The sequence below is a fragment of the Enterobacter sp. BIDMC109 genome (assembly GCF_001037885.1).
In the GTDB taxonomy this organism is placed as follows: domain Bacteria; phylum Pseudomonadota; class Gammaproteobacteria; order Enterobacterales; family Enterobacteriaceae; genus Enterobacter; species Enterobacter hormaechei_C.
The window spans coordinates 2,949,382-2,974,766 of record NZ_KQ090002.1 but is presented as its reverse complement, the minus strand read 5'-3'; the positions used below and the strand labels follow the sequence as shown (position 1 = coordinate 2,974,766).

Genomic DNA, 25,385 nt, shown 5'->3' with positions numbered 1-25,385 from the left:
CGGTTACAGCGTCGGCTCCTGCGGAGGGAGCGGCGAAGCGGGCGGCGACAATACCTGATACGTCTGCACCGGCGCTCTCACGTTCGCCAGATCGAAGTGTTTTTTCACCATGCTGTCGAGGGCAAAGCGCACCGTCCACTGCTTAAGCGGCTGGGTGGTGAACGACACGCGCAGGGTAAAGGCAGTGTTCGTCAGCCCGACGATGCCCGCGAACGACGGTTCACCAATCACCAGCCCGCGAATATCCTCCATCTCCATCAGTTCGCTCACCGCATCCCGCAGCGCCTGTTTCGCCTTCTCTGCATCTTCGTGACGATCGACATCATAATTCGCCACCACCGAACCAATGCCGCGCACAAAGTTAGCAAAGGTGGTGATCGATGACCACGGAATAATGTGGTACGCGCCGGTATCCTGACGCACACCGACGGAGCGAATGGACATGCGTTCCACCGTGCCGGTGAGCGGTCCGATGGTCACCAGATCCCCGGTGTTCATCCCGTTCTCAAACTGGATAAAAATGCCGGTGATAATATCCTTCACCAGCGTCTGCGAACCAAAGGAGATCGCCAGCCCCAGCGCACCGGCACCCGCCAGCAGCGGGGCGATATTCACGCCGATTTCCGACAGCACAATCATGATGGTGATGGTGCTGATGATCACCGCCAGCGCGTTGCGGCACAGGGTGAGCAGCGTGCGGGCGCGGGCGCTCGGCAGTGGCCTGCCGTGGACATCCGACACCAGACGGTTTTCGATAAGGCTTGCCAGCAACGTCCAGCCGACGGCGGAGAAGAACAGGATCAGCGCGATACGAATAAGAATATCAACGGTCTTCTCCCCCGCGCCGTTATGCAGCCAGTTCCAGAAATCAAATAGCCCCCACGCGTTCAGCAGCAGCATAATTGCCACGCAGACCGTCAGAATACGCGCCACCTTCAGGGATACCGTCATCCAGCCATTCACCCGCTTTTGCAGTTCCGGGTAGTTACGCTGAACCTGCGGCGACAGGGTGATCGTTTTCGACAGCCAGCGGGAGAGCAGGCCAGAGACAAAGGCCGCGATGCCGATAATCGCCAGGCTTTTGAACGTCGCCCCCATCATAAATTTCAGGCTATTGCCCGGATCGAACAGGGAGAAGAAACAGAGCACAATAAAATAGGCGCTGGCCAGCCAGTGCCACACCAGCGCAAAGGCGCGAATAAAGAGGCTGAAAAAGGAGAGGGAGCGATCGGCCAGGTGCAGCAGGCTGTCGGTGATCGCTTTTTTATTGTGGAAGATGAGGTACAGCGCCCAGACGGTAATGCACAGCATGATCAGCACGTTCGCCAGCGCCCCGAACTGCACGTTAACCTGGTTGGAAATAATCGGCACGGCAACCAGCAGGCCATAACCGATCAACCCGCTCAGCACGCTGAGCCGCACCGCCCAGTATTTGGCGCTCTGATCCGAAATGGCGAAGGGGCGAAGGTCCGGCACGCGCGGGCAGAAGATCAACCGCAGGAGGGCTTTAAAGAACTCAATCAGGGCAAACGCATTGAGGAACAGTCCCTGCTGAAACGCGATGGTTTTGTTTCCGGTATTAAGGCGGTCGGCCAGCATCTGGCCGACAAACAGCGTCAGGGCCAGCAGCAGTAAATCGATGACAAACGCCCCGGTAATCATTGCCGGAAGATGCAGCCAGCTGCTTTTATGCTGGTTCTTTTTGCGCCCCCACTGGCCCATTTTCCGGTAAAGCGGCCAGACAGACAGGCGCAACAGCCAGTAAAAAATGAAGACGGCGCCGGCCAGAATAGCAAACTGGGTGGCGGCTGCGGAAAAGGTGTGAGGATTAAAAGGCTTATGTGAGGTGCCAACCAGGTTGCGATAGAGCTGGGCAAAACGCGACGACAGGGCTTCCCCGTAGCGGCGACTGATGTCGGTGACGTTTTCCAGCACCGTTTTTTCTTCTTCGGCTTCCGGCGGCGCAATAGCAGGAACCGGATCCTGAGGCGGCGTGGCGGCCACCTTCCTCAGCTGATCGATCAGCTCCTGTCGGGACGTGTCGTTCTCAAGCACGTCGGCCAGCGCGCCGTAGGCGGCTTTTTTCTTTTCAGCGTCTGGCTCTGGCGGCGCATTTTGCTGGGTGGCGGTGGCTCCGGTGGTAACGCCGGGAAGGGTTACAGCAAGTGATGGCGCGCTAAACAGGCTAAACAGTAGCAACAGGATCCACGGCACGGCGTCCTCCGACAAAAATATCGTGCAAAATGATAAGTATAGAGCGCGGGGAGCGGAGGGGAGTTTTTGGGAACAATCCGGCGTAAAAAAGCCGGGCATGCCCGGCTCTGGGTGTGGCTATCAGGAGACGTGTTGCAGGAACTCCTGGAGGCGCTGGCTTGGTGGGTTCGCAATCAGCGCCTGCGGATTCCCGTCCTCCGCGATACGGCCCTTATCAATGAAGATCAGACGGGACGCCACCTTTTCGGCAAAGCCGATTTCGTGGGTAACGATCACCATCGTCATGCCTTCTTCCGCCAGATCCTGCATAACTTTCAGCACTTCGTGACGCAGCTCCGGGTCGAGTGCCGACGTTGGCTCATCGAACAGCATCATCTTTGGCTTCACCGCCAGCGCACGGGCAATGGCCACGCGCTGCTGCTGGCCGCCGGAAAGCTCGGAAGGATAGTGGTGGGCACGCTCCGCCAGACCAACCTTCGCCAGCAGATCTTTTGCCAGCGCTTCCGCTGCCGCTTTGCTGGCCCCGCGCACGCGCAGAGGACCAAACATCACGTTTTCCAGCGCCGTGAGGTGCGGGAACAGGTAGAACTGCTGGAACACCATGCCCGCTTCCTGGCGGATCAGGCGCTCGTCCACTTTCGGATCGTTAACCTTCAGACCATCGACGATCAAATCGCCGCTGGTAATCTCCTCAAGCTTGTTAATGCAGCGCAGCAGGGTGGATTTGCCGGAACCGGACGGCCCGATGATCACCACCACTTCGCCCTGCCTGATGTTCAAATCGATATTGTGCAGCACCTGGGTTGGGCCAAAGTGCTTGGAAACGTTTTTAAATTCAATCACAGGATTTTCATCCTTCTTTCAAGACGACGCAGAACAAAGCTCAGGACAAGCGTGATAATCAGATAGACAACGGCGACCGCACTCCAGATTTCCAGAGCGCGGAAGTTACCCGCGATGATCTCCTGGCCCTGACGGGTCAGTTCGGCCACGCCGATAACAATAAACAGCGAGGTGTCTTTAATGCTGATGATCCACTGGTTACCCAGCGGCGGCAGCATGCGGCGCAGCGCCAGCGGCAGGATCACGTGACGAATGGTTTCGCGACGGGAAAGACCTAACGCCAGGCCGGCTTCGCTGAAGCCTTTATGAATCGACAGCACCGCACCGCGGGTAATTTCCGCAATGTAGGCGCCGGAGTTGATCATGATGGTGACAACGGCGGCGCTGAACGGGTCGATGCGCAGGTCGGTGAAGGCCATCGGCAGGGCGAAGTAGATGAACATGACCTGCACCACAATGGGGGTGCCGCGGATCACTTCGATGAAAACCAGTGCGATGTGGTTTGCAATCCAGCCGCCGTAGGTGCGGGCGAAACCGGCCACCAGACCGATAATCAACCCGCCAACCAGACCGAGGACCGAAATCCACAGGGTCATTTTAGCGCCTTCAAGCAAGAGAGGAATGGCAGGCCAGATGGCGCTCCAGTCAAACTGCATGATGTATTCCTGTATACCGTGGTGAAAAACAAAAAACGTAGGCCCGGTAAGCGGAAGCGCCACCGGGCGTTACAAACCTGAAGTCAGGTGAAATTATTTAGGCTCGGTACCGAACCATTTTTTGTAGATTTCGTTATAGGTGCCGTTCTCTTTCAGGGTTTTCAGCGCGCCGTTAACTTTGTTACGCAGGTCGTCGCTGCCTTTCGGGAACGCAATACCGTACTGCTGAGCTTCCAGGGAATCACCTACCGCTTTGAACTTGCCATTACCGGCGGTTTTGATGAAGTAAAGGATGTTAGGCGTGTCGTGCAGCACCGCGTCAGCGCGGTTGGTGCCCAGTTCCATGTAAGCGTTGTCGATGTTCGGGAACTGACGCAGGTCTTTGGTTTTGATGTTGGCTTTCGCGTAATCAACGGAGCCGGTTCCGCTCTTCACTGCGACCACTTTACCGTCGAGATCTTTCACGCTTTTCACGTCGTTGTTATCCGCTTTCACCATCACCAGCAGGCCGCTTTTGTAGTAGCCGTCAGAGAAGTCGATGGCTTTTTTACGCTCTTCGGTAATGGTGATGCCTGCCAGCGCCAGGTCAACGTTTTTGGTTTGCAGTGCCGGGATAATGCCGCTGAAATCCATTGGCTTCAGGGTGTAATCCAGTTTGAGTTCTTTTGCGACAGCGGCCCACAGATCCACGTCAAAACCAACGTATTTATCACCCTGTTTGAATTCAAACGGTACGAACGCCGTGTCAGTCGCCACAACCAGTTTGTCGGCAGCCTGCGAGGACACCGCAAACGCCAGGGTAAGTGCAGCCAGTGAAACTTTTAATACAGACTTCATAGCATTTCCTTTTATATCCACGGGGCGATCCCCTGCGAGAACCTCAGGCACAATGAAAAAATCGTGCCAATTTTACAAGCTGTTGTTTTGCAAAGGGGATGATGTCACGCATTGCACAAAAAGCGTGGCAATTCTGCCAGGTTGCACCAGAATGGAGCACCGTTTTGGTGCGCTTCGTTAAGGTCTTCTGACAGGGGGATATTTAGCGCAGAATCTGACGAAAAAACAATCTTCCGTTAACGGTTGTGTGAGGTGATTATTACATTTTATTCACTTTTGCGGCCGTTGCGGGCAAAAGTGCGCACCATAAATGTGCAAAACCCCCGCCAGGGGCGAGGGTTATTCGGACAATCCGCAGGGATTATTCGATGTTGGACTCGATGAACCACAGGAACTGATCCAGGTCGCGTGATGCGGCAGTGAAGATATCAGCGGTATCTTCATCTTTGGCTTCGCCAATCGCTTTACGAACATCGTTCGCCACAATCGCATAACGATCCGCCAGCTCTTTCAGGTGATCCTGGACGGTATGGATATCCAGCGGATAGCTTTTCAATGGCGTTTTGCTGTTGATCACCTGTGTGGTACCCAGTGCCACGCCACCCAGCTGTACGGCGCGCTCGGCCATGGTATCCAGGTGAGTCACCAGTGCTGTGCGGAAGCCATCCAGCATTTCATGAACGGCAATAAAGTTTGCACCGCGCATATTCCAGTGGGCCTGTTTGGTGATCAGCGAAAGATCGATGAACTGGACCACCTGGCGATTCAGCAACTCGATGGTCGCTTTTTTATCGCTATCCGATACATCGTTACGGGTATAAAGCAGATTAGACGCTTTCGTTTTCACCAGTTTAGCGGTACTCATAATCTCATATCCTCTTGATGTTTGTGTCCCAGGTAATTACGGGACTAAGTATAGCACCGGATTTTTTCTCTGCGATTTGGCTCTGCCTATTGGTTTAATAGTGAAAGGATGGTTGTATTTTCAATACTTTGAAAAATAAGTGTTTTATTTAAATTGATGCAGATCAATCTTAATTCACTTTCCAGGAAGGCGAGCAGGTGAAATATTTTGGCAATATGAGAGAGTTTGTAAGAAATTATTTGAGCTACTGACGTGGAGTATATTCTGCATGGCGGGTTAGCCATGCAGAATTTAAGGCTTAGTTGAGGTCTATTTTTTCCACTTTAGGTTCCGGACGCATGGTCAGGGTGGAGCCCATAGACGCCGCGATAATGGAACAGAGCGCCAGCGTTTGTACCAGGGTCAGGGTTTCACCGAGGAAAATCATTCCTGAGATGGCGGCCAGCGCGGGCTCCATGCTCATGAGCGTACCAAAAATGCGTGTGGGCAGGCGCGTCAGGGCGATCATCTCCAGAGAGTAGGGCAGCGCCGTGGAGAGAATGGCAACCGCCAGCCCAACCGGCAGGATTGACCATTGCCATATTGAGTCTGTCGCTTGTGCCATTCCAATCGGGACAAAGATAACGGCGGCAATCAGCGAGCCTAAGGCGACCGTCGCGGGGCCGTGCTCTTCCCCCGCACGCTGGCCAGTGAGAATATACACCGCCCAGCATGCCCCCGCGCCCAGCGCCAGAGCTGCCCCTGTCAGATCGATTTGTGAAACGCTTTGCCCGAGCGGCAGCAGGAACCATAGCCCCAGCACGGCCAGTACGACCCAGATAAAGTCTACCGGACGACGAGAAGAGAAGAGGGCAACCGCCAGCGGGCCGGTAAATTCAAGCGCGACCGCGATCCCCAGCGGGATCGTCTGAATAGAGAGATAGAACATGTAGTTCATCCCTCCCAGCGCCAGCCCATAAAAAAGCAGTGGCAGTCGCTGCTCCTTTTTAAACCGTAGCCGCCAGGGTTTAAAAACAACCACGAGGATCAGGGTGCCTAATGCGATACGCAGCGCCGTGACGCCGGGCGCACCAACCAGCGGAAACAGCGATTTTGCCAGCGACGCGCCGCTTTGTATGGACATCATCGCGATAAGTATGACTGCCACCGGCATCCAGACCGACGATTTACGAGGTAAACCTGGCATCCTTTCTCCTGTCAATTTATGTCAAATGAGGTAAAAGTCGCAGTGTAATGGAAATAAGCTGCAACGGTTGAGCTACTGTTGAAAAAAATCCAGGGAAAATCCGTAAAATGAGAAAACGTTGATGATTTTATCGCCCGAAAGATTAGGAATAATCTGGATGAACTAAATGGCGATGACGCGCACTATTAGCATTTACAGGTGAAAATCTGGAGTTATTTGAACGAGATAGCTGGTGCTGGAAATGTTCTGTTACAGGAAAGGTCGCATTAGACATCGTGAATGACAAAGAGTTTCACAGAATTTTTTGATATATTTAAAACTTACGGACTTACTTGAAGCACATTTGAGGTGGTTATGAAAAAAATTGCATGTCTTTCAGCACTGGCAGCTGTTCTGGCTGTTTCCGCAGGTACCGCTGTAGCGGCAACTTCTACTGTAACCGGTGGTTACGCTCAGAGCGATATGCAGGGCGTGATGAACAAAACCAACGGTTTCAACCTGAAGTACCGTTACGAGCAAGACAACAACCCGCTGGGTGTGATCGGTTCTTTCACTTACACCGAGAAAGATCGTACTGAAAATGGCTCTTACAATAAAGGTCAGTACTACGGCATCACCGCGGGTCCTGCTTACCGCCTGAATGACTGGGCAAGCATCTACGGTGTTGTAGGTGTTGGCTACGGTAAATTCCAGCAGACCGAAAACCAGGGTCTGAACCGTACTGCAAGCAACAGCGACTATGGTTTCTCCTATGGCGCAGGTATGCAGTTCAACCCAATCGAAAACGTTGCTCTGGACTTCTCCTATGAGCAGAGCCGTATCCGCAACGTTGACGTTGGCACCTGGATCGCGGGCGTAGGTTACCGCTTCTAATCACTTCGGTGAGCCAGTAAAAAATCCGCCCAATGTGGCGGATTTTTTTTGTTTGTACCCTCTCCCCGTGGGAGAGGGCCGGTGAGGGCATCAGCCCGCACGAAACGGCAGAAATTACTTACTCTTAATATCGAAAATATCCGTCCCAAGATGGTTATAGTCGACTTTCTGTAACTTAAAGTTGGTAATGTAAACTGGCGGGCCCTTCTTCCCGGAGATAAACGGGTAATCATTTTTTATCTCTTTCGCCTTAATTCCCGTCCATTGTGAGAAGAATTTCAGGAAATCGTTCGCGGAACGGCGCGCTTTGATGATGCGATGCGTTTTGTCATCACTCGACAGCACCATAAACGGTACCTGGAAGTTTTGCTGGAACTTGTCATCGTGTGCCAGATACTGCACCTGTTTACCGCGCTCCTTAAATGCCAGACCGTGGTCAGAGAAATAGACCATCGAGAAGCTGTCGCCGCTGTTGCGCAGCTGTGCGTACAGCTTGCTGAGCAGATCGTCGGTTTGCGTCATGGTGTAGAGATAACACGAGGTCTCTTTGGATTGCACAAACTCCGCATATTTTCCCCCGGTACGATCGCATGCCTGCGGGTGTGACCCCATCAGGTGCAGGACAATCAGCTGCGGCTGGGTGCGCTGAGTAGCAAAGACCTGCGCCGTCATTTTTAGCAACGCTTCATCTTTTGTGTTTTTATCGGCTTCGAAATCACCGCTTTTCAGGAACTGTACCTCGTCGGCACGCTTCGCGATGCTGGCGATGGCGGTATCATACTCGCCGATCTGTCCCTGGTTAGAGAACCACCATGTCTGAAAACCTGCCCGGTTGGCCAGGGTGACAAAATTATCCTGAAACTGCGGTTTTCCATCCAACACGCGGTTGAGCGTCAGACCGAGTGATTTCTGCGTCGAGCCGCTGGCCGCCACGTAGTCGGTAAACAGCGTACCGTTAACGGCGCTGGCAAACGGCGTGTTATCCCAGTGACCGCCAAACGCGCCGAGCGCATCGCGACGCGCGCTTTCCCCGATCACCACCACGTAAGTGTGATACTTCGGTTTCACCGCCAGCACGTTCCAGGTATCTTTCATGGTGGAAAGCTCGGCCATACGCGCCTGCTCGTCGAGCACTTCCTCGTTATTCACCACCACGTCTTTGACGAAGCGAAACACCGGATACCCGGTATCTTTAAGCTTAAACACGCCGCCCCAGGCCAGATTTTGTACCGGTGCAACAAAAAACGTCACCACGCTAAAGGCCAGGCACAGGCTTTCAATTTTACCCCATGCCTTTTTCCCGACGGGCTTACGACGAACCGCAATCACGCCGAGGGCAAAAATGAAAAGGCCAACCACGTAGTTGTACCAAGGAAAGATCGTCAGGATCTCTGTGGACTCTTCCATATTGGTGGAGTGGAGCGCCAGCAGAGTATTAAAGTTCGGCGCGCCATAGGCCTGGCCAAACGGGAAATAGGCGGCAGCAATCAGAGAACAGATCCCGATAAGCACTTTCTGCACGCGCGGTGCGCTTCGCCAGAGCAGGTGAAGAATACAGGTGAATCCGACGGCATAAAGCAGGCTAAAGGGGTAGCCAAGAGCAAAGTTAATCAACAGCGATTGCAAAAAATAGAATCCCGTCCACGGGCTTAAGGCCCGGCTGCGGGTAACAAGTGTATCAATCAGGGTTACGTTCATAGATCACTATCACGAAAACGCCATGTGCTCACCCTGGCGTCAAGGGTCAAAGCCTGCCGGACAGTGCGTGGAAAGGGAATGAGAGGTCCGCTTCAGCGAGCCGCAAATTGTGCAGGGCTGCAAGAAGATAGTGCGAGCGTGAATTAAGGTCAACAGTTGCTAAACAGATGTTTTGCGAAGGGGGCTGCAAATCCGCAAAAATAATCGGGAACAGGCCAGTTTACAACGTAAGTGTGACGGGAAAATGAAGCGGCGTACCGCGACGCCGCTTAGTGGGAAGAATTGTCGTCCTGCTGCGGTTTGGCGTTAAACATATCGCACAGCATGTTCAACAGCATCAGGCGCACTTTAAAAGGAGAGTGGGTAAACACGTTCATACACCTCTTGAATTCATTCATAAGACCTCCTGATTCATGATCCCTTCGATCCGTGAAGGGTGACTGCATTACATACAGATATAGCACAGGCTATATTGTATAGCTATGGCTAATTCGTTAATTTTTTGTGCTTGTAGAGCTATGGTTTACAATGTGCGCTCCGTTACAGGGCGCTGGAAGCGTCAACCCCATTGAGGAAGCACAATGAACCGTCGCGCAGGTAAGCCAACAACAAAAAAAACGACGCAACTGGTGAACGTTGAAGAGCATGTGGAAGGCTTCCGCCAGGTGCGTGAGGCGCACCGCCGGGAGCTGATTGATGATTATGTCGAACTGATCTCTGATCTGATCCGTGAGGTTGGAGAAGCGCGCCAGGTGGATATGGCCGCACGCCTGGGGGTGTCGCAGCCAACCGTTGCCAAAATGTTAAAACGTCTGGCGTCGGTCGGGCTGATCGAAATGATCCCCTGGCGCGGGGTGTTTCTCACCGCTGAGGGCGAGAAGCTGGCGCAGGAGAGCCGCGAGCGACACCAGATCGTCGAGAATTTTTTACTGGTGCTGGGCGTCAGCCCGGAAATTGCCCGTCGGGATGCCGAAGGTATGGAACACCACGTCAGTGAAGAGACGCTGTTGAAGTTCCGCGAGTTTACGCTCAAATACGGTCCCTCCGCTGAATGAACATCCCCGGCTTGCAGGCCCTGAAACGCGATCGCTTTTTCCATCTTTTACTGATCACTGGCGTTGGGCTCAGCGTCTTTGTGCCCTTCACGCCGCACACCTGGCCGGCGGCCATAGACTGGCGCACCATTATTACTCTGAGCGGTTTGATGATGCTCACCAAAGGCGTGGAGCTGAGCGGCTATTTTGACGTGCTGGGGCGCAAAATGGTGCGCCGCTTCGCCACCGAGCGCAAACTGGCCCTGTTCATGGTCTTTTCGGCGGCGCTGTTGTCGACGTTTCTCACTAATGACGTGGCGCTTTTTATCGTGGTGCCGCTTACGCTCACGCTGCGTAAGCTGTGCGAAATACCGGTTACCCGTCTGATTATCTTTGAAGCGCTGGCCGTCAATGCGGGCTCGCTGCTCACGCCGATCGGTAACCCGCAGAACATTCTGCTGTGGGGACGCTCCGGCCTGTCGTTTACCGCGTTTACCGGGCAGATGGCGCCGCTGGCGCTGGCGATCGTGGCGTCGCTGCTGGCGGTGGGCTGGTTTGCTTTCCCGAATAAATCGTTGCAGTACCACAGCGGTACAACCGGCCCCCATTGGCAGCCGCGTCTCGTCTGGAGCTGCCTGGGGCTGTATATCGTTTTCCTTATCGCGCTGGAGTTAAACCAGGCGCTGGCGGGCGCGCTGCTGGTGGCGTGCGGCTTCCTGTTCCTCGCCCGGCGGGTGCTGGTGAGCGTTGACTGGACGCTGCTGCTGGTGTTTATGGCGATGTTTATTGACGTCCATCTCCTGATCCAGCTTCCGGTATTGCAGAACGTTCTCCATAGCGTCAGCGGTCTGTCGCAGCCGGGATTATGGCTGACGGCGATTGGTCTCTCGCAGGTGATCAGTAACGTGCCGTCCACCATTTTGCTGCTTAACTATGTTCCCCCAACGGTACTGCTGGCGTGGGCGGTCAACGTCGGCGGCTTTGGGCTGCTGCCTGGCTCGCTGGCTAACCTCATCGCCCTGCGGATGGCCAACGATCGCCGCATCTGGTGGCGCTTCCATTTATGGTCAATCCCGATGCTGCTCTGGTCAGCGGCGGTCGGTTTCGGACTATTCCTTCTCATATAGTGCGCAATTTGTCAGTTTTTCCTGGCAAATGTATAGCAACGTCCTAGCTTTAGTGAACGGCATAGTGTGATGCCGCTCACTGACAGGACCGTTGCTGAACTATGGCAGAAGATCAAAACCCACCTGCTGACGAGCAGGATCAAAACAATAACGAGCGCAAGCGCCCGGGGAAAAAACCGTTAATTATCCTTGGCATCGTGGTCATCGTGATGGTGATTGTGGCGCTGGTCTGGTGGTTTTTAACCCGTAACGAAGAGACCACCGACGACGCCTTCACCGACGGCGACGTAGTGACCATTGCCCCAAAAACGGCAGGCTACGTCACCGAACTTCGCGTGCGGGATAACCAGCGCGTGAAGAAAGGGGATGTGCTGGTGGTGATCGATCCGCGTGATACCACCGCCCAGCGCGATCAGGCCCAGGCTCAGCTTGGGCTGGCGGTTGCGCAGTTGCATCAGGCGCAGGCGCAGCTGGCGCTCTCGAAGGTGCAATATCCCGCTCAGCGCGATGAAGCCAAAGCCCAGGTACTGAAAGCCCAGGCGGATATGGCCAACGCGCAGGCGGAGTACCGCCGTCAGCGCGGCGTTGACCCGCGCGCGACCACGCAACAAAGTATCGATGCCGCGAACGCTCAACTGAGGAGTGCCCAGGCGGGTCTGGCCAGCGCGCAGGCGCAGCTGGAAGTGGCGGAGCAGGTTCAGCTGCAAATCCGCCAGCAGGAGACCAACGTCGAAGCCCGCGAACGGCAGGTCGATCAGGCCAGAGCGCAGCTGGAAACCGCCAACCTGAACCTCTCTTATACCGAAGTCCGCGCCCCGTTCGACGGTTTTGTCACCAAACGCAACGTCCAGCCCGGTACGCTGGTGCAGGCAGGTACGGCGCTGTTCTCGCTGGTTTCCCCGAACGTGTGGGTGGTGGCGAACTTCAAGGAGTCGCAGCTTGAGCGCATGAAGCCGGGCGACAAAGTGACCGTGTCCGTCGATGCCTGGCCGGATATGGAGCTGGAAGGCCATATCGACAGCATCCAGCAGGGCAGCGGCTCGCGCTTCTCCGCCTTCCCGTCGGAAAACGCCACCGGTAACTTTGTGAAGATCGTTCAGCGCGTGCCGGTGAAAATCGTCATTGATAAAGGGCTGGATCCGAACAAGCCGCTGCCGCTGGGGCTGTCGGTTGAACCGAAGGTCACCGTGGAATGACGGATCACAGCCACGATAACTGGAAGCCCGCCAGTAACCCGTGGGCGGTGGCGATTGTGGTCACCCTGGCGGTGTTTATGGAAATTCTGGACACCACCATCGTCAACGTGGCGTTGCCCCACGTCGCGGGGTCGCTCTCGGCCAGCTATGACGAATCCACCTGGGTGCTCACCAGCTACCTGGTGGCGAACGGCATCGTGCTGCCGATTTCGGCCTTTCTGAGCCGCCTGTTTGGTCGCAAGCAGTTCTTCCTGATCTGCATTGTGATGTTCACCATCTGCTCGTTCCTGTGCGGCATCGCCACCGAGCTATGGCAAATCATCCTGTTCCGCGTGATGCAGGGGTTCTTTGGCGGCGGATTGCAGCCTACCCAGCAGTCGGTGCTACTCGACTACTTCAAGCCGGAGGACAGGGGCAAAGCCTTTGGCCTTTCATCCATTGCCATTATCGTCGCGCCGGTACTCGGTCCCACGCTGGGGGGCTGGATCACCGATAACTACTCCTGGCGCTGGGTGTTCTTTATCAATATCCCGGTAGGGATTGTGACGGTGCTGGCCATCTATCAGCTGCTGGAAGATCCGCCGTGGGAGAAAAAGTCGGAAGAGAAGCTCACCGTCGACTGGACGGGGATCGGCCTGATCGCCCTCGGTCTTGGCTGTTTGCAGGTGATGCTCGACCGGGGCGAAGATGATGACTGGTTCTATTCGAACTTTATCCGCACCTTCGCAGTACTGACGCTGGTCGGCATTATCGGCGCGATCTACTGGCTGATGTATGCCAGAAAGCCGGTGGTGGATCTGCACTGTATGAAGGACCGCAACTTTGCGATCTCCAGCCTGCTGATGGCGGGGATGGCGATGATCCTGTACGGCAGTTCGGTGGTTATTCCGCAGCTGGCGCAGCAGGATTTGGGCTATACCGCCACCTGGTCCGGGCTGGTGCTCTCGCCCGGCGCGGTGCTGATTGTGCTGACCATTCCGCTGGTGCTGAAGCTGATGCCGGTGGTGCAGACGCGCTGGATCATCGCCTTCGGCTTTACCTGCCTGGCGGTGTCGTTCTTCTGGTCCCGCACGCTGACGCCGGATATCGACTTCGAAACGCTGGTGCTGTTCCGCAGCGCCCAGTCGATTGGACTGGGGTTCCTGTTTGTGCCCCTCACCACCATCGCCTTTATCTCGATCCCGAGGCGGCTCAATGCCGACGCAGCGGCGCTGTTTACCATGTTCCGCAACGTGGCCGGCTCGATTGGGATTTCGCTCTCGACGGCGGCGATCACCGAGCGCTCGCAGGCGCACAGCGCGCATCTGGCTTACCACGCTTCGCCGTTTAACGAGCAGTTCCAGCTGGCGATTCGCGAAAGCGCCCAGGCGATCCAGAACTTCACCACTCAGGTGGGCGATCCGACCGGCATTGCCACCGGGCGGATGTACCAGACGATGATCGAGCAGTCGCGCTTTCTGGCCTACATCGACGTCTTCACCATTCTGAGCGCGGTGGCCCTATTACTGATTCCGTTTTGTTTGTTGCTCTCGCCGGTTAAGAGCGAGGGGAGTGCAGGAGCACACTGATGATACACAGACGTTTACACCCTCTGATGATAATGATGCTGCTGGTGGGCTGCGCCGTCGGGCCGGACTACCAACAGCCAGCACCGCCCGCTACCACGCACTGGAACGATAAGGGCGACAGCGCGGTGAAATCACAAACTTCCTCCGCCGCCACCAACCCGCGCTGGTGGAAAACCTTCGGCTCGCCGCAGCTCGACAGCCTGATTGAACGCGCCATCGCCGGGAATCTGACGCTACAGCAAACGGTATTACGCATCGCCGGCGCGCGCGAACAGATTAACCAGGCCGGCGGGGCGTTTTTCCCGTCGGTGAATGGCAATGTGCAGGCGACGCGCCAGCAGCTTGGGCTGGAAGGGGAGCTGAAATCCCACGGCGTGTACGACCAGTTGAATAATGTCGATCCTGAACTGCGGGGCGCGTTAGGCCCGCTGACGCAGCCGATTAACCTCTATCAGGGCAGCTTCGACGCCCAGTGGGAAATCGACCTGTGGGGCAAGGTGCGCCGTCAGGTAGAAGTGGCCGAGGCGCAGCAGCGGGCGGCGATCGAGCAGCGTAACGATGCGCTGGTCTCGCTGGAAGCCGAAGTGGCGCGGGCGTGGCTACAGCTGCGTGGGGCGCAGAGCATCATTGCCACGCTTAATACGCAAATTGAAAGCGCACAGCAGACGCTGGATCTGACCGAAAGCCGCCAGCGGGGCGGGCTGTCGCCGCAGATGGACGTGGAGAACGCCCGGGCGCAGCTGGGCAATCTTGAAGCGCAGCTGCCGCAGTATCAGGCGCAGGAACGCCAGGCGATGAACGGGCTGGCGATCCTGCTCGGCAAACCTCCGGGCGCGCTGGATGCCGAACTGCAATCCGTGCAGCCGATGCCTGCCCTGCCAGATATTGTGCAGACCGGTATTCCGTCGACGCTGGCCCGCCGTCGCCCGGACGTGCGCGAAGCCGAGGCGAATCTCCATGCCGCCACGGCGCAGATTGGCGTCTCGGTGGCAGAACTGTTCCCGAGCTTTACCCTCTCCGGACAGTTTGGCCTGCGCAACAGTGAATCTAACTGGCTGACCGACTGGAGCAGCCACTTCTACAGCTTTGGCCCGCAGGTTTCCATACCGATTTTCCAGGGCGGTCGGCTGGTCTCCAGCGTCAAGGTGGCGCGCGCGCAGCAGGGGGCGGCAGTGCTGGACTATCGCCAGACGGTACTGACGGCGCTCGACGACGTTGAAAACGCGCTGGTGAGCTATCGCACCGACCAGCAGCGTGAAGCGGGCCTGGCGAAAACCATCGACGCGCTGCAAAACGCCTTTGATCTCGCCAGCGACAGCTACCGGCAGGGGATCGCCAGCTTTATTGACGTGCTGGACGCCCAGCGTCAGCTCGCTCAGGCCGAACAGCAGCGGGCGCAGGCGCAGGTGCAGAGCGCGCTTGACCTGGTGGCGCTCTACAAAGCCCTCGGCGGCGGCTGGGAGCCGTATCAGCAGGTGCGGCTGCCAGACTACAGCGTCTTTGGCGACGCCCCGCGCGGATAGATTCAGAGGATTGGGCAAGAAACGGACAGGAACGCCACATTCGCGATGGCTGGGGGGCGGGTATAACTAACAGACACCCAATCGACATGCGAGGAAAGCGTTATGCGTTATCAAAAACTGGGCAATACCGGACTGTTCGTTTCTGAACTCTGCCTCGGCACCATGACCTTCGGCGGTGAAGGCGGCATGTGGGGCAAAATTGGTCAGCTTCAGCAAAGCGACGCCGAGCAGCTGGTGGGCCGCGCGCTGGACGCCGGGATCAATTTTATCGACACGGCAGATGTCTACTCGGAAGGGCGTTCAGAGGAGATCACCGGGCAGGCGCTGAAGAACCTGAAAATTCCGCGCGAAAACGTGGTCGTTGCCACCAAGGTGTTCGGTGAAACCGGCACAGCGGGGGTGAACTCGCGCGGTAGCTCGCGCTATCACATCATCAGCGGCGTGAAGGAGAGCCTGCGTCGCTTGCAGCTGGATCATATCGATCTCTATCAGCTGCACGGTTTCGACCCCGCGACCCCCATCGAGGAGACGCTTTACGCGCTGGATAATCTTGTGCAGCACGGTCACGTACGCTATATCGGCGTCTCGAACTGGGCGGCATGGCAGATTGCCAAAGCGCTCGGCATCTCTGAGCGTCTGGGGCTGGCGCGTTTTGCCTCATTGCAGGCGTACTACACCATCGCCGGGCGCGACCTTGAGCGCGAACTGGTGCCGATGATGCAGAGCGAAGGCGTCGGGTTGATGGTATGGAGCCCGCTGGCGGGTGGTCTGCTGAGCGGAAAATACGATCGCGACGGGCAGAGCGCGGCCGGTAGTCGTCGCCTGGCGTTCGACTTCCCGCCGGTGAATAAAGATCGCGCCTTCGACTGCGTGGACGTGATGCGTACCATCGCCGAAAGTAAAGGCGTTTCCGTGGCGCAAATCGCGCTGGCGTGGCTGCTGCACCAGAAGGCGGTGACCAGCGTCATCATCGGGGCGAAACGGGTCGATCAGTTGGATGACAACATTGCCGCAACCGGCATTCAGCTGAGCGATGATGAGCTGAAACAGCTGGATGCGGTCAGCGCGCTGCCGCGCGAGTATCCTGGCTGGATGCTGGAGCGCCAGGGTGAGTACCGTCGCAATCAGTTAGCGCAACAATAACCTTTCTTTCCCCGGTGGCGCTTGCGCTTACCGGGGCTGCGTTCCCTTGTAATGACATATTAACGTTATGTCACTACACGAAATACCAATGGGCTGTTCTCTTCTTCTGCTGTTTCAGTATGCCAGCTTTACGAACGCAAAGGGTGGTACCCGGGAAGAATCACTCCGGGCCAATGCGTGCGTTTCATTAATGCGCGCATCCGTGTATTAAGGATTGCCTTAATCCTCTTCAAATGATATTAATTATCATTCTTATTATAAAAATAATGGCAGTTTAAAATATCTGGCAAGGATGTGAGCTTAACGATCGATCACTTTTACGTTAGGCATGTATTAGGGAATGGGTATGAGAATTATCAAGATCTTCTGGCCGCTCACTGCGCTCCTGGCAGGGTTGAACAGTCAGGTATCACTGGCAAAATCCTCCGATGATAACGACGAGACCCTGGTGGTGGAAGCCACCGCTGAGCAGGTACTCAAACAGCAGCCGGGCGTGTCGATTATTACCAGCGAAGATATTAAAAAGAACCCTCCGGTCAACGATCTCTCCGATATTATTCGCAAAATGCCCGGTGTCAATCTGACCGGCAACAGCGCCTCGGGTACACGTGGTAATAACCGCCAGATCGACATTCGCGGCATGGGGCCGGAGAACACCTTAATTTTAATTGATGGTGTGCCGGTGACGTCGCGCAACGCCGTGCGTTATAGCTGGCGTGGAGAGCGTGATACCCGCGGCGACACCAACTGGGTGCCACCGGAACAGGTTGAGCGTATTGAAGTGATCCGCGGCCCTGCGGCGGCACGCTACGGTTCGGGCGCAGCGGGCGGGGTGGTGAACATCATTACCAAACGCCCTACCAACGACTGGCACGGTTCGCTGTCGTTATACACCAACCAGCCGGAAAGCAGCGACGAAGGCGCTACGCGTCGCGCCAACTTCAGCCTTAGCGGGCCGCTGGCTGGCGATGCGCTGACCATGCGCCTGTACGGAAACCTGAATAAAACCGATGCCGACAGCTGGGATATTAACTCCTCGGCCGGTACGAAAAACGCGGCCGGGCATGAAGGGGTGCGCAACAAAGATATTAACGGCGTTGTCTCGTGGAAATTAAATCCGCAGCAAATTATCGATTTCGAAGCCGGATATAGCCGCCAGGGGAATATCTATGCAGGCGATACGCAAAACAGTTCTTCCAGTGCCGTCACTGAAAGCCTGGCGAAATCCGGCGAAGAGACGAACCGCCTGTACCGGCAGAATTATGGCATTACACATAATGGTATCTGGGACTGGGGTCAAAGCCGTTTTGGTGTCTATTACGAGAAAACCAATAACACCCGCATGAATGAAGGATTATCCGGTGGCGGTGAAGGGCGTATTTCGGCGGATGAAAAGTTCACGACCAATCGCCTGAGCTCCTGGCGAACCAGCGGCGAGCTTAATATTCCGCTGAATGCGCTGATCGATCAAACGCTGACCGTGGGTGCGGAGTGGAGCCGCGATGAGCTCGACGATCCTTCCTCTACCAGCCTGACCGTGGATGACAGTGATATCGGCGGCATTTCTGGCTCGGCTGCGGATCGCAGCAGTAAAAACCATTCCCAAATCAGTGCGCTGTATATTGAAGATAATATTGAGCCAGTTCCCGGCACGAATATCATTCCCGGCCTGCGCTTTGATTATCTCAACGAGTCCGGCGGTAACTTCAGCCCCAGCCTGAACCTCTCGCAGGAATTGGGGGATTACTTCAAAGTCAAAGCGGGGATTGCCCGAACCTTTAAAGCACCAAACCTGTATCAATCCAGCGAAGGTTATCTGCTCTACTCGAAAGGCAACGGTTGTCCAAAAGATATTACATCGGGCGGCTGCTACCTGATCGGTAATAAAGATCTCGATCCGGAAATCAGCATCAATAAAGAAATTGGGCTGGAGTTCGCCTGGGAAGATTACCATGCCAGCGTGACCTACTTCCGCAATGACTACCAGAATAAGATCGTGGCCGGCGATAATGTTATCGGGCAAACCGCTTCCGGCGCATATATTCTCCAGTGGCAGAACGGCGGGAAAGCACTGGTGGACGGTATCGAAGCCAGCATGGCGTTCCCGCTGGTGAAAGATCGTCTGAACTGGAATACCAATGCCACCTGGATGATCACCTCGGAGCAAAAAGACACCGGTAATCCGCTGTCGATCATCCCGAAATACACCATTAATAACTCGCTTGACTGGACCATCACCCAGGCGTTCTCTGCCAGCGTCAACTGGACGTTATACGGCAGACAAAAACCGCGTTCTCATTCGGAAACTCGTAGTGAAGATACTGGCGGTCTGTCAGGTAAAGAGCTGGGCGCTTATTCGCTGGTGGGGACGAACTTCAATTACGATATTAATAAAAATCTGCGTCTTAACGTTGGTGTCAGCAATATCTTAGCTAAACAGATCTACCGATCTTCCGAAGGGGCGAATACCTATAACGAGCCTGGCCGGGCTTATTATGCCGGTGTTACCGCGTCATTTTGATCGTAGTGTTACAGGTGTACTGCCCGCGTCAAGGCGGGCAGTGTTTAGCGGCTTAATGAATGACAGCCTGCTGTGTTACCTGCGTTTTCACCACTGATATCTAACAGCGCTCCGCGGAAGGAGGCGTTGAACATCGGCCCGTGTCCCAGGTTTGGGAAATCCCAAAAGGCGGCATTGACGCCTTTATCTTCCAGCGTGGCGAGGATGGCATGAATTTTCGTCAGCACTCCGGCAGCATGCGTTTCCCGGTTATCGCCCGGTGTCGCCGAACCTTCCATTATCATCAGGCGCCTGGCGCAGTATTGCGACGGCTCAACCGCCGTGATGCGGCTCAGTAGCGCATCATGGCCTCTGCCCAACGACGGGCTGGCGCTGTAATACGTCCGGAAATAAGGGGAAGACAGCCATGCATCCAGCACGAACAGGCCGCCGTAGGAGTGCCCCCACAGGCCGCGACGCTGCCGATCGATATTCAATCCCTGTTCCACCTTTGGCGCTATACGCGTTTCCAGTAACTGGCGGAAGTCGTTGCTACCCCCACTCTTACGGTTAAAACGCCCGTTGCGGGTATCCGTTTTGCCGCTTTCTGCTGCTGGCGTATAGTCGTAGGCCCTGCCGTTGAGATCGAAGGGGAGGTTGGTCTGATACCCGACAGCCACAATCACCGGCGGTGATTTTTCTGCCAGCTGTTTGAGCAGGTCGTCGTTCAGGCGGTCCATAACTGCGTTGCCGTCGAGCATATATAAAATCGGGTAGCCCGACGCCGGTGCGGCTTTATTTGGCACGGCCGTCCATACCCGATAATGGCGGCTGCCATCGGCGGAGTCGAACGAGTTGACGCTGAAATGGTAAAACGCAGAGCCTTTATCGGCGATATTCGGCCCCAGTGGCTGCATATCCGGCTTTGCGAAAGCGTGCGCATTCCAGATAAGGGTGAGACCAGAAAGAAGAGTGACAAGCGCCTTGCGTGAGCGTGTTGGGCGATACTCGCGGGCATACATCTGATGTTTATTCCTTTTCCGCAGGTGACATTTTCTTTATTCAGGAAGCCTGTACAGTTGCCTGAAAGTGTTCGCGGGTCAAGTCAACCCTGGAGTAAACCAAGCCCGTCAATCAGTGCGCCGCGCCACCATGCGTAATCGTGACCCCCGGTATACATTGCGCAATGGCTGTCGACGCCAGCGGTAAGCAACTGCTGATGCAGCCGCTGAACGTGGGGTACCGTCGAACCTTCCAGCGATCCCACGCACAGGCGGATGCGCACGCCCTGCGGCGGGGCAGAAAGCAGATGTTCACTCACCCATGACGTATCGGTTTCGCTGAACACGTTTGGCCGGCTGGCACCCTCTGGCGTCCACCACATCGAAGGGGAGTGGCTGAGCGCCAGCCCGAACGTTTCCGGTGCGTAACGAGCGGCCATGAGCGCGCTGACCCCGCCGAGGCTCTGTCCGGCCAGCACGGTGCGCGAACGGTCTGCCCACCGCCGCTGTGGGTGTTCGGCGCGGATCGTCGGCAACAACTGGCCGGCGATATCCTTTATCAGCTCGCTGCGCCCGCCGAGTATCGCAGTTCGCTCGTGTTCATCGATATTGTCGATGCCAAGTACAGCCACGGGCACGATGCGTCCGTTGTTTATGGCGGCGTCAATTGCCGCGCATACGCCAAGGTGATCGAACCAGGTTTCACCATCGGGCAGTACCACCAGGCCGAGGGGCTGCGAAACATCAACGTCCGGCAGATAGAGCCGAACCCGGCGCGATTCCCCGGCGAGAGTGCGCGCCGAGGTAAGCAATTGTCCGCTGGGTGACCCGCCGCGCCATTCGGACTGAGCGGGGGCTTTATCAAGCGCCAGCACCGACTCCTGTGTGCTTCCCCGAACGTTGATCCCCGGCGTTTTGTTTAGCGGATCGGCGTGCCCGACGAGGGTAGCAAAGCGGCCTCCGGACTGTGCAATCGTCTCGGCCGGGGTGCCGGGGGGGATTTCCACCAGCGAATAGGAGCCGCAGTAGCTTGCGGGTAAACGCAGTGTCAGAGTCCAGATATCCGTCGCGGGAAGGGCGGTCATCATCCCTTTCGCCACGTGCTCTTTATCCGTCACCCGATTCAGACGCAGATAAACGCCCTGTAGAGGGTGCCTGGCGCGCCACAGAAATGTCACATCACGCTCGTCTTTCGCTCCGTCGACTGGCGTCACCAGCGGTACATTTAGCGACTCAGCGTCTCGCCAGAAGTCAGAAAGGTTAGCAATGTGGCCTGCTGCCAGCTGGCTGCGCAGCCTGGCGATAGCAGAGGGATGTTGTTGCATGTTCAGCATTCACTCTCTTTGAATATGAAGGGTGTCAGTATAAATAGCTAAAGCGGCTATTCCGGGAACAGCCGCTTTAGCGCGTGTTTTGTAATGTCTTACGTGCGCAATTACTCTTCCACGATTTCCCCCGTGATGTCGTGCTGGCGATGGGGAACAGAGCTGCCGACGCTGTCATGCCACAAGCGGGTGTAGAGGCCGCCGGCCGCTAACAGCTGTTCGTGGGTGCCGTATTCCGCAAGCTGCCCCTTATCGATAACGGCAATCAGATCGCAGCGCTGCGCGGTGGTCAGACGGTGCGCCACAATCAGCGCCAGGTGCTTCCCGGTGTGCGCGACGTCTGTTAACGATGACATCAATCGCTCTTCGGATGTGCGATCCAGGCGTGACGTGGCTTCATCGAGCAGCAGGATGTGAGCATTCGCCAGTTGTGCGCGGGCCAGCGCAATCAGCTGGCGCTGACCTGCGGACAGATCGGCACCGCCGTTATTCACCGGTGTCCGGAATCCCTGCGGCAGATTGCGCACCGTCTCATACAGCCCTGCCCGTTGAGAGGCAATCTCAACGTCGTCATTGGTACTGGATGGCCGTGAATAACGAATGTTTTCCGCGATATCACCACTAAACAACGCCACATCCTGATCGACCAGCCCAATCTGGCGACGGTAATCGGCAAGCGAGGCATCATCAATTATCCGATCGCCAATGCTGATCCTGCCGTGGGTGGGGGAATACAATCCGGCGATCAGCTTAATCAGCGTTGACTTACCCGCACCGCTGCGACCAACGACCGCGACGACCCTTCCCTCAGGGATTGTCAGGGTAAGTTTGTTCAGCGCGGGTTGAGGACTGTCGGGATAACTGAACGTGAGCTCATTAAGATGCAGCGCGCCGGTGGCGGGCGGTGCGGAAGAGGGCTCGATGTTCTCTGTGCCTTCGGTCGCCAGCAGTTCATTGATATGTTTGCCGCTGGCCGTCGCCTGCTGCCAGGCGTCGACAATTCCTGATAACTGCTGCACTGGCCCATAGAATTGCCCCAGCAGCAGGAAGAAAGCCGCCAGCACCCCGGCGGTCATTTCGCCTTCGGCGACCCGCGATGCACCCACCAGAAGAACGGCGGCATAGGAGGCCTCGGTGCAGAAGGTCAGGAACGGGAAATAGACGGCAAGGTATTTTTGCGCACGTACGCGGGTCGCACGGAACCGATCCGATAACGCGCGCAGCCGGGCGGCTTCCTGTTCCTGCTGGCCATGCGATTGCACAACGCGCAAGCCGGAGACTTTCTCCTGCAGGGTGCTGTTGACTTTGCCTATTTCCAGCCGCGCCTGCGCATAAGCAGGGGAGCTGAGGCGGCGATAAATCCAGGTTGCCAGTGCGACCACTGGCACCGCGCTTAATGCCGTCAGCGCCAGGAGCGGGTCGAGCCAGAACATGGCGGCGGCGATGGCGAACATTGTCACCAGGCTGGTGGCTGCACCGGCAAGGCCGTTTTGCAGAAAGCGGGCGAGAGAGTCCACATCTACGGTCATGCGGGTCAGACGCGAATCGACATGCTTTTCATGCCAGGGGAGACCAAGCCGCAGCATATGGCCGAAGCTGCGCAAGCGCACCGTATGCTGGACTGACTCTGCCGCTCTGGCGGCGAAGACTGTCTGTAGTGAATAACAACACCAGCTCACGGCCACCAGGCACAGGGCGAATAGGGCACAGAGGCCAATAGTCGACATATCGCCTGTGGCAACGCCGGAGTCAATGCCGCGCTGCAGCAGTATAAGTACCCCGACGCCTGCCGCCGAATCGAGGGCGATCAGCAGGGCGGCGATGACGAACATCCACGCCACGGGCTTCAGCAGCGACGTGACTTTGCGGCCTTTACCGGCCAGCGCCTGCTGTACTGCATTTTCCGGCACGCGCGTCATACGGGCGACAAAGCCTTTATCCCCCGTCTGCGCCGCATCGTCTTGTGCCGCTGGTACGGTCGGCCACAATCCGTTAGGCCCACGGTGGGTAGGCGCGAGGAAATCGCCGTCGCCGGTCATCAGCGCGCGGAACGCCGGACAGCGCGCTTCAAGTTCTGCCTGGGTTCCGGTGTCCACCACCCGGCCCTTATCCAGCACCACAATCCGGCTGGCTAACTGAAGCGTCGAACGGCGTCGGGCAATCACCAGCAGCATATGCTTTTCGTCAGCATAGCGACTCAGCGCGGTGTTGATCTCCGCTTCAGTACCGGCATCGACCGCCGAGGTGGTGTCATCGAGGATCAACACTTCCGGCGCGGTAATGAGCGCCCGTGCCAGCGCGATTCGCTGCCTCTGTCCGCCGGAAAGATTCGTACCGCGTTCGGTTAATTGGGTATCGAAGCCTTTCGGCAGGGCGTTGATAAAATCGATGGCTCCTGCTGCCCTCGCCGCGAGGCGAATGTCGTCCGCCGTTGCCTGAGGGTGCCCGTAGGCGATATTTTCCGCCACCGTACCGGCAAACAGAAAAGCATCCTCAAACACAACGCCTACCCGACGACGAAGCGCCTCCAGCCTGAGATCGCGGAGGTTCTGTCGGCCTGCGCTGGTGTTGAGCCATATCTCTCCGGCGCTGGGATCGTAAAAACGCGCCAGAAGCATCAGCAGCGTGGATTTCCCTGAACCCGATGCGCCCACTACCGCCACGGTTTCACCGGCGTGCAGGGAAAAGGAGACATCGCTGAGGATGCGTCTGCCGCCACGGTACTCGAAGCTCATATTCTCCAGTTGCAGCCCGATAACCTGACCGTTAATCGCCTCCGTCCCGTCTTCCATCTGCGAACGGGTGTCGATCAGAGCAAACACGCGCTCCACGGACGCCTGGGTGCGCTGGGCGATAACCAGAAACGATGCCAGTACACGGGTTGGCCCGGTCAGCATCGCGAGGAAGCTGGCAAACGCCACGAAGGTGCCGAGATCGATGCGCCCGTGCATAACCGACCAGCCGCCGTAGCACAGCAGGACGATTTGCCCGAGCACCGGTAGCGCCAGCATGGTGGCACCTGGCATCGCCTGCGAGATGGCCGCGCCGATGCGTACCCGCACCATCTGCCGCGACTGGCGATCCAGCCAGCGCGTTTCACGCAGCTCCGCCACGCAGGATTTTACCACTGAGATCTGCGCCAGCACCTCGCGCATATGTTCGGTGAGATTTGCCAGTCGGTCCGAGGCCAGCCCGGTTTGCGCAAAGACCCGGCGACGCGCGCGCAGCGCAGTGATAGCCAGGCATGCCAGTACGCACACGACGATGAGCGTCATGGCGGGTGACATCCACAGCATCACGGCAATGCCGGCAATGTAATAAGTGAACACCGCCAGCGGCACCGGGCACATCTGTAGCAGGGTATGCACCTGCTGCAGATCGCTGTTGGTCCGTGAAATCACCTGCCCGGTGCGCAGTGCGTCCTGGCCTGCGCCGTCAAGTTTTTGAATACTGTCGAATGCCCGTCCTCGCAGGGTGTGCTGCACCCAGAGCGAGAGCTCCCCGGCATAACCGCGGCGCACGTAGTTACCGATGAAATCAAAAAAGGCAATCAGCAATAGCCCGCAGGCCAGCCACGGCAGACGAGTCGGATTGCCCGCCAGCGCGTCGTTCACCGCTTGCCTTGTCAGCAACGGCGTCAGCGCGGCCAGCAGAATGGTCGAGACCGACGCTACCACTACGATGATGCTAAGTTTCTTACGTTCCCAGCACACGCGTGCCAGGCGAACTATCCAGGACCGCGCAGGAGTGGGAGAGTGAGTCGCAGGCATTAAGCCTCCTCCGTCTGTAAACAATA

At 56.7% G+C, this 25,385-nt stretch carries 19 protein-coding genes; 8 read left to right on the top strand and 11 right to left on the bottom strand.

Features of this window, described 5'->3' with window-relative positions; genetic code table 11:
- Positions 1-3: 3 nt before the first annotated feature.
- The 6 genes from ybiO to rhtA all read right to left on the bottom strand — a co-directional run bounded on the left by ybiO (position 4) and on the right by rhtA (position 6,601).
- On the bottom strand, positions 4-2,214 hold the full coding sequence (gene ybiO / locus SK62_RS14050; RefSeq protein WP_017384918.1) for a mechanosensitive channel protein: 2,211 nt from the start codon (positions 2,212-2,214) through the stop codon (positions 4-6).
- Between the two features lie 120 nt (positions 2,215-2,334).
- A complete protein-coding gene (glnQ, locus tag SK62_RS14045; RefSeq protein WP_006809503.1) occupies positions 2,335-3,057 on the bottom strand; it encodes a glutamine ABC transporter ATP-binding protein GlnQ in 723 nt (240 codons plus the stop codon).
- Positions 3,054-3,713 (bottom strand): glutamine ABC transporter permease GlnP, encoded by a 660-nt coding sequence (gene glnP / locus SK62_RS14040; RefSeq protein ID WP_003858462.1) that lies wholly within the window; start codon positions 3,711-3,713, stop codon positions 3,054-3,056. Before glnP ends, glnQ begins: the two co-directional genes overlap by 4 nt.
- A gap of 93 nt (positions 3,714-3,806) precedes the next feature.
- The gene (gene glnH, locus SK62_RS14035; RefSeq protein ID WP_003858455.1) at positions 3,807-4,550 is read right to left on the bottom strand and encodes a glutamine ABC transporter substrate-binding protein GlnH; all 744 of its coding nucleotides are present in this window, start codon (positions 4,548-4,550) and stop codon (positions 3,807-3,809) included.
- Between the two features lie 361 nt (positions 4,551-4,911).
- Positions 4,912-5,415 (bottom strand): DNA starvation/stationary phase protection protein Dps, encoded by a 504-nt coding sequence (gene dps / locus SK62_RS14030; RefSeq protein ID WP_000100801.1) that lies wholly within the window; start codon positions 5,413-5,415, stop codon positions 4,912-4,914.
- A 298-nt stretch (positions 5,416-5,713) separates the two neighbouring features.
- On the bottom strand, positions 5,714-6,601 hold the full coding sequence (gene rhtA, locus SK62_RS14025) for a threonine/homoserine exporter RhtA (protein ID WP_017384917.1): 888 nt from the start codon (positions 6,599-6,601) through the stop codon (positions 5,714-5,716).
- 354 nt (positions 6,602-6,955) lie between these two features.
- Between rhtA and ompX the strand changes: the two genes are divergently transcribed.
- Positions 6,956-7,474: an outer membrane protein OmpX gene (ompX, locus tag SK62_RS14020; RefSeq protein WP_003858450.1), complete on the top strand. Its 519-nt coding sequence runs from the start codon at positions 6,956-6,958 to the stop codon at positions 7,472-7,474.
- 114 nt (positions 7,475-7,588) lie between these two features.
- Here ompX and SK62_RS14015 read toward each other — a convergent pair whose 3' ends face one another.
- Entirely contained in the window at positions 7,589-9,172 is a 1,584-nt protein-coding gene (locus tag SK62_RS14015) for a phosphoethanolamine transferase (RefSeq protein ID WP_047718763.1), read from the bottom strand.
- Positions 9,173-9,441: 269 nt separating this feature from the next.
- The gene (gene mntS / locus SK62_RS14010) at positions 9,442-9,570 is read right to left on the bottom strand and encodes a manganase accumulation protein MntS (protein WP_017384915.1); all 129 of its coding nucleotides are present in this window, start codon (positions 9,568-9,570) and stop codon (positions 9,442-9,444) included.
- Positions 9,571-9,753: 183 nt separating this feature from the next.
- Here mntS and mntR point away from each other — a divergent pair, with 183 nt between their 5' ends.
- The 7 genes from mntR (at position 9,754) to iroN (ending at position 19,284) form a co-directional block, all read left to right on the top strand.
- Positions 9,754-10,227, top strand: a complete 474-nt coding sequence (gene mntR / locus SK62_RS14005) for a manganese-binding transcriptional regulator MntR (RefSeq protein WP_015571059.1) — start codon at positions 9,754-9,756, stop codon at positions 10,225-10,227.
- Positions 10,224-11,333 carry an anion transporter gene (locus SK62_RS14000; RefSeq protein ID WP_045142368.1) on the top strand — a complete coding sequence of 370 codons (1,110 nt, stop codon included), beginning with the start codon at positions 10,224-10,226 and terminating at the stop codon, positions 11,331-11,333. Before mntR ends, SK62_RS14000 begins: the two co-directional genes overlap by 4 nt.
- A 101-nt stretch (positions 11,334-11,434) precedes the next feature.
- On the top strand, positions 11,435-12,529 hold the full coding sequence (locus tag SK62_RS13995) for an HlyD family secretion protein (protein ID WP_015571057.1): 1,095 nt from the start codon (positions 11,435-11,437) through the stop codon (positions 12,527-12,529).
- Complete coding sequence (locus SK62_RS13990) at positions 12,526-14,097, top strand: DHA2 family efflux MFS transporter permease subunit (RefSeq protein WP_015571056.1); 1,572 nt, start codon at positions 12,526-12,528, stop codon at positions 14,095-14,097. Before SK62_RS13995 ends, SK62_RS13990 begins: the two co-directional genes overlap by 4 nt.
- A complete protein-coding gene (locus SK62_RS13985; protein WP_048249637.1) occupies positions 14,097-15,620 on the top strand; it encodes an efflux transporter outer membrane subunit in 1,524 nt (507 codons plus the stop codon). Before SK62_RS13990 ends, SK62_RS13985 begins: the two co-directional genes overlap by 1 nt.
- Before the next feature lie 102 nt (positions 15,621-15,722).
- Positions 15,723-16,763 carry an aldo/keto reductase gene (locus tag SK62_RS13980; RefSeq protein ID WP_015571054.1) on the top strand — a complete coding sequence of 347 codons (1,041 nt, stop codon included), beginning with the start codon at positions 15,723-15,725 and terminating at the stop codon, positions 16,761-16,763.
- A gap of 346 nt (positions 16,764-17,109) precedes the next feature.
- Positions 17,110-19,284, top strand: a complete 2,175-nt coding sequence (iroN, locus tag SK62_RS13975) for a siderophore salmochelin receptor IroN (protein WP_139152744.1) — start codon at positions 17,110-17,112, stop codon at positions 19,282-19,284.
- 44 nt (positions 19,285-19,328) lie between these two features.
- Here the strand turns inward: iroN and SK62_RS13970 are convergent, their stop codons facing one another.
- The 3 genes from SK62_RS13970 to iroC all read right to left on the bottom strand — a co-directional run bounded on the left by SK62_RS13970 (position 19,329) and on the right by iroC (position 25,359).
- Positions 19,329-20,285 carry an alpha/beta hydrolase gene (locus SK62_RS13970; protein WP_047718759.1) on the bottom strand — a complete coding sequence of 319 codons (957 nt, stop codon included), beginning with the start codon at positions 20,283-20,285 and terminating at the stop codon, positions 19,329-19,331.
- Positions 20,286-20,368: 83 nt separating this feature from the next.
- On the bottom strand, positions 20,369-21,598 hold the full coding sequence (locus tag SK62_RS13965) for an esterase family protein (RefSeq protein WP_045615134.1): 1,230 nt from the start codon (positions 21,596-21,598) through the stop codon (positions 20,369-20,371).
- A 101-nt stretch (positions 21,599-21,699) separates the two neighbouring features.
- Complete coding sequence (iroC, locus tag SK62_RS13960) at positions 21,700-25,359, bottom strand: salmochelin/enterobactin export ABC transporter IroC (RefSeq protein WP_047718757.1); 3,660 nt, start codon at positions 25,357-25,359, stop codon at positions 21,700-21,702.
- Between the last annotated feature and the right edge of the window lie 26 nt (positions 25,360-25,385).

Bases quoted from the DNA above. Each gene is read 5' to 3' on its own strand.
- glnP (WP_003858462.1), bottom strand. From the start codon at position 3,713: ATGCAGTTTGACTGGAGCGCCATCTGGCCTGCCATTCCTCTCTTGCTT.
- glnH (WP_003858455.1), bottom strand. From the start codon at position 4,550: ATGAAGTCTGTATTAAAAGTTTCACTGGCTGCACTTACCCTGGCGTTT.
- dps (WP_000100801.1), bottom strand. From the start codon at position 5,415: ATGAGTACCGCTAAACTGGTGAAAACGAAAGCGTCTAATCTGCTTTAT.
- rhtA (WP_017384917.1), bottom strand. From the start codon at position 6,601: ATGCCAGGTTTACCTCGTAAATCGTCGGTCTGGATGCCGGTGGCAGTC.
- ompX (WP_003858450.1), top strand. From the start codon at position 6,956: ATGAAAAAAATTGCATGTCTTTCAGCACTGGCAGCTGTTCTGGCTGTT.
- SK62_RS14015 (WP_047718763.1), bottom strand. From the start codon at position 9,172: ATGAACGTAACCCTGATTGATACACTTGTTACCCGCAGCCGGGCCTTA.
- mntS (WP_017384915.1), bottom strand. From the start codon at position 9,570: ATGAATGAATTCAAGAGGTGTATGAACGTGTTTACCCACTCTCCTTTT.
- mntR (WP_015571059.1), top strand. From the start codon at position 9,754: ATGAACCGTCGCGCAGGTAAGCCAACAACAAAAAAAACGACGCAACTG.
- SK62_RS14000 (WP_045142368.1), top strand. From the start codon at position 10,224: ATGAACATCCCCGGCTTGCAGGCCCTGAAACGCGATCGCTTTTTCCAT.
- SK62_RS13995 (WP_015571057.1), top strand. From the start codon at position 11,435: ATGGCAGAAGATCAAAACCCACCTGCTGACGAGCAGGATCAAAACAAT.
- SK62_RS13990 (WP_015571056.1), top strand. From the start codon at position 12,526: ATGACGGATCACAGCCACGATAACTGGAAGCCCGCCAGTAACCCGTGG.
- SK62_RS13985 (WP_048249637.1), top strand. From the start codon at position 14,097: ATGATACACAGACGTTTACACCCTCTGATGATAATGATGCTGCTGGTG.
- SK62_RS13980 (WP_015571054.1), top strand. From the start codon at position 15,723: ATGCGTTATCAAAAACTGGGCAATACCGGACTGTTCGTTTCTGAACTC.
- iroN (WP_139152744.1), top strand. From the start codon at position 17,110: ATGAGAATTATCAAGATCTTCTGGCCGCTCACTGCGCTCCTGGCAGGG.
- SK62_RS13970 (WP_047718759.1), bottom strand. From the start codon at position 20,285: ATGTATGCCCGCGAGTATCGCCCAACACGCTCACGCAAGGCGCTTGTC.
- SK62_RS13965 (WP_045615134.1), bottom strand. From the start codon at position 21,598: ATGCTGAACATGCAACAACATCCCTCTGCTATCGCCAGGCTGCGCAGC.
- iroC (WP_047718757.1), bottom strand. From the start codon at position 25,359: ATGCCTGCGACTCACTCTCCCACTCCTGCGCGGTCCTGGATAGTTCGC.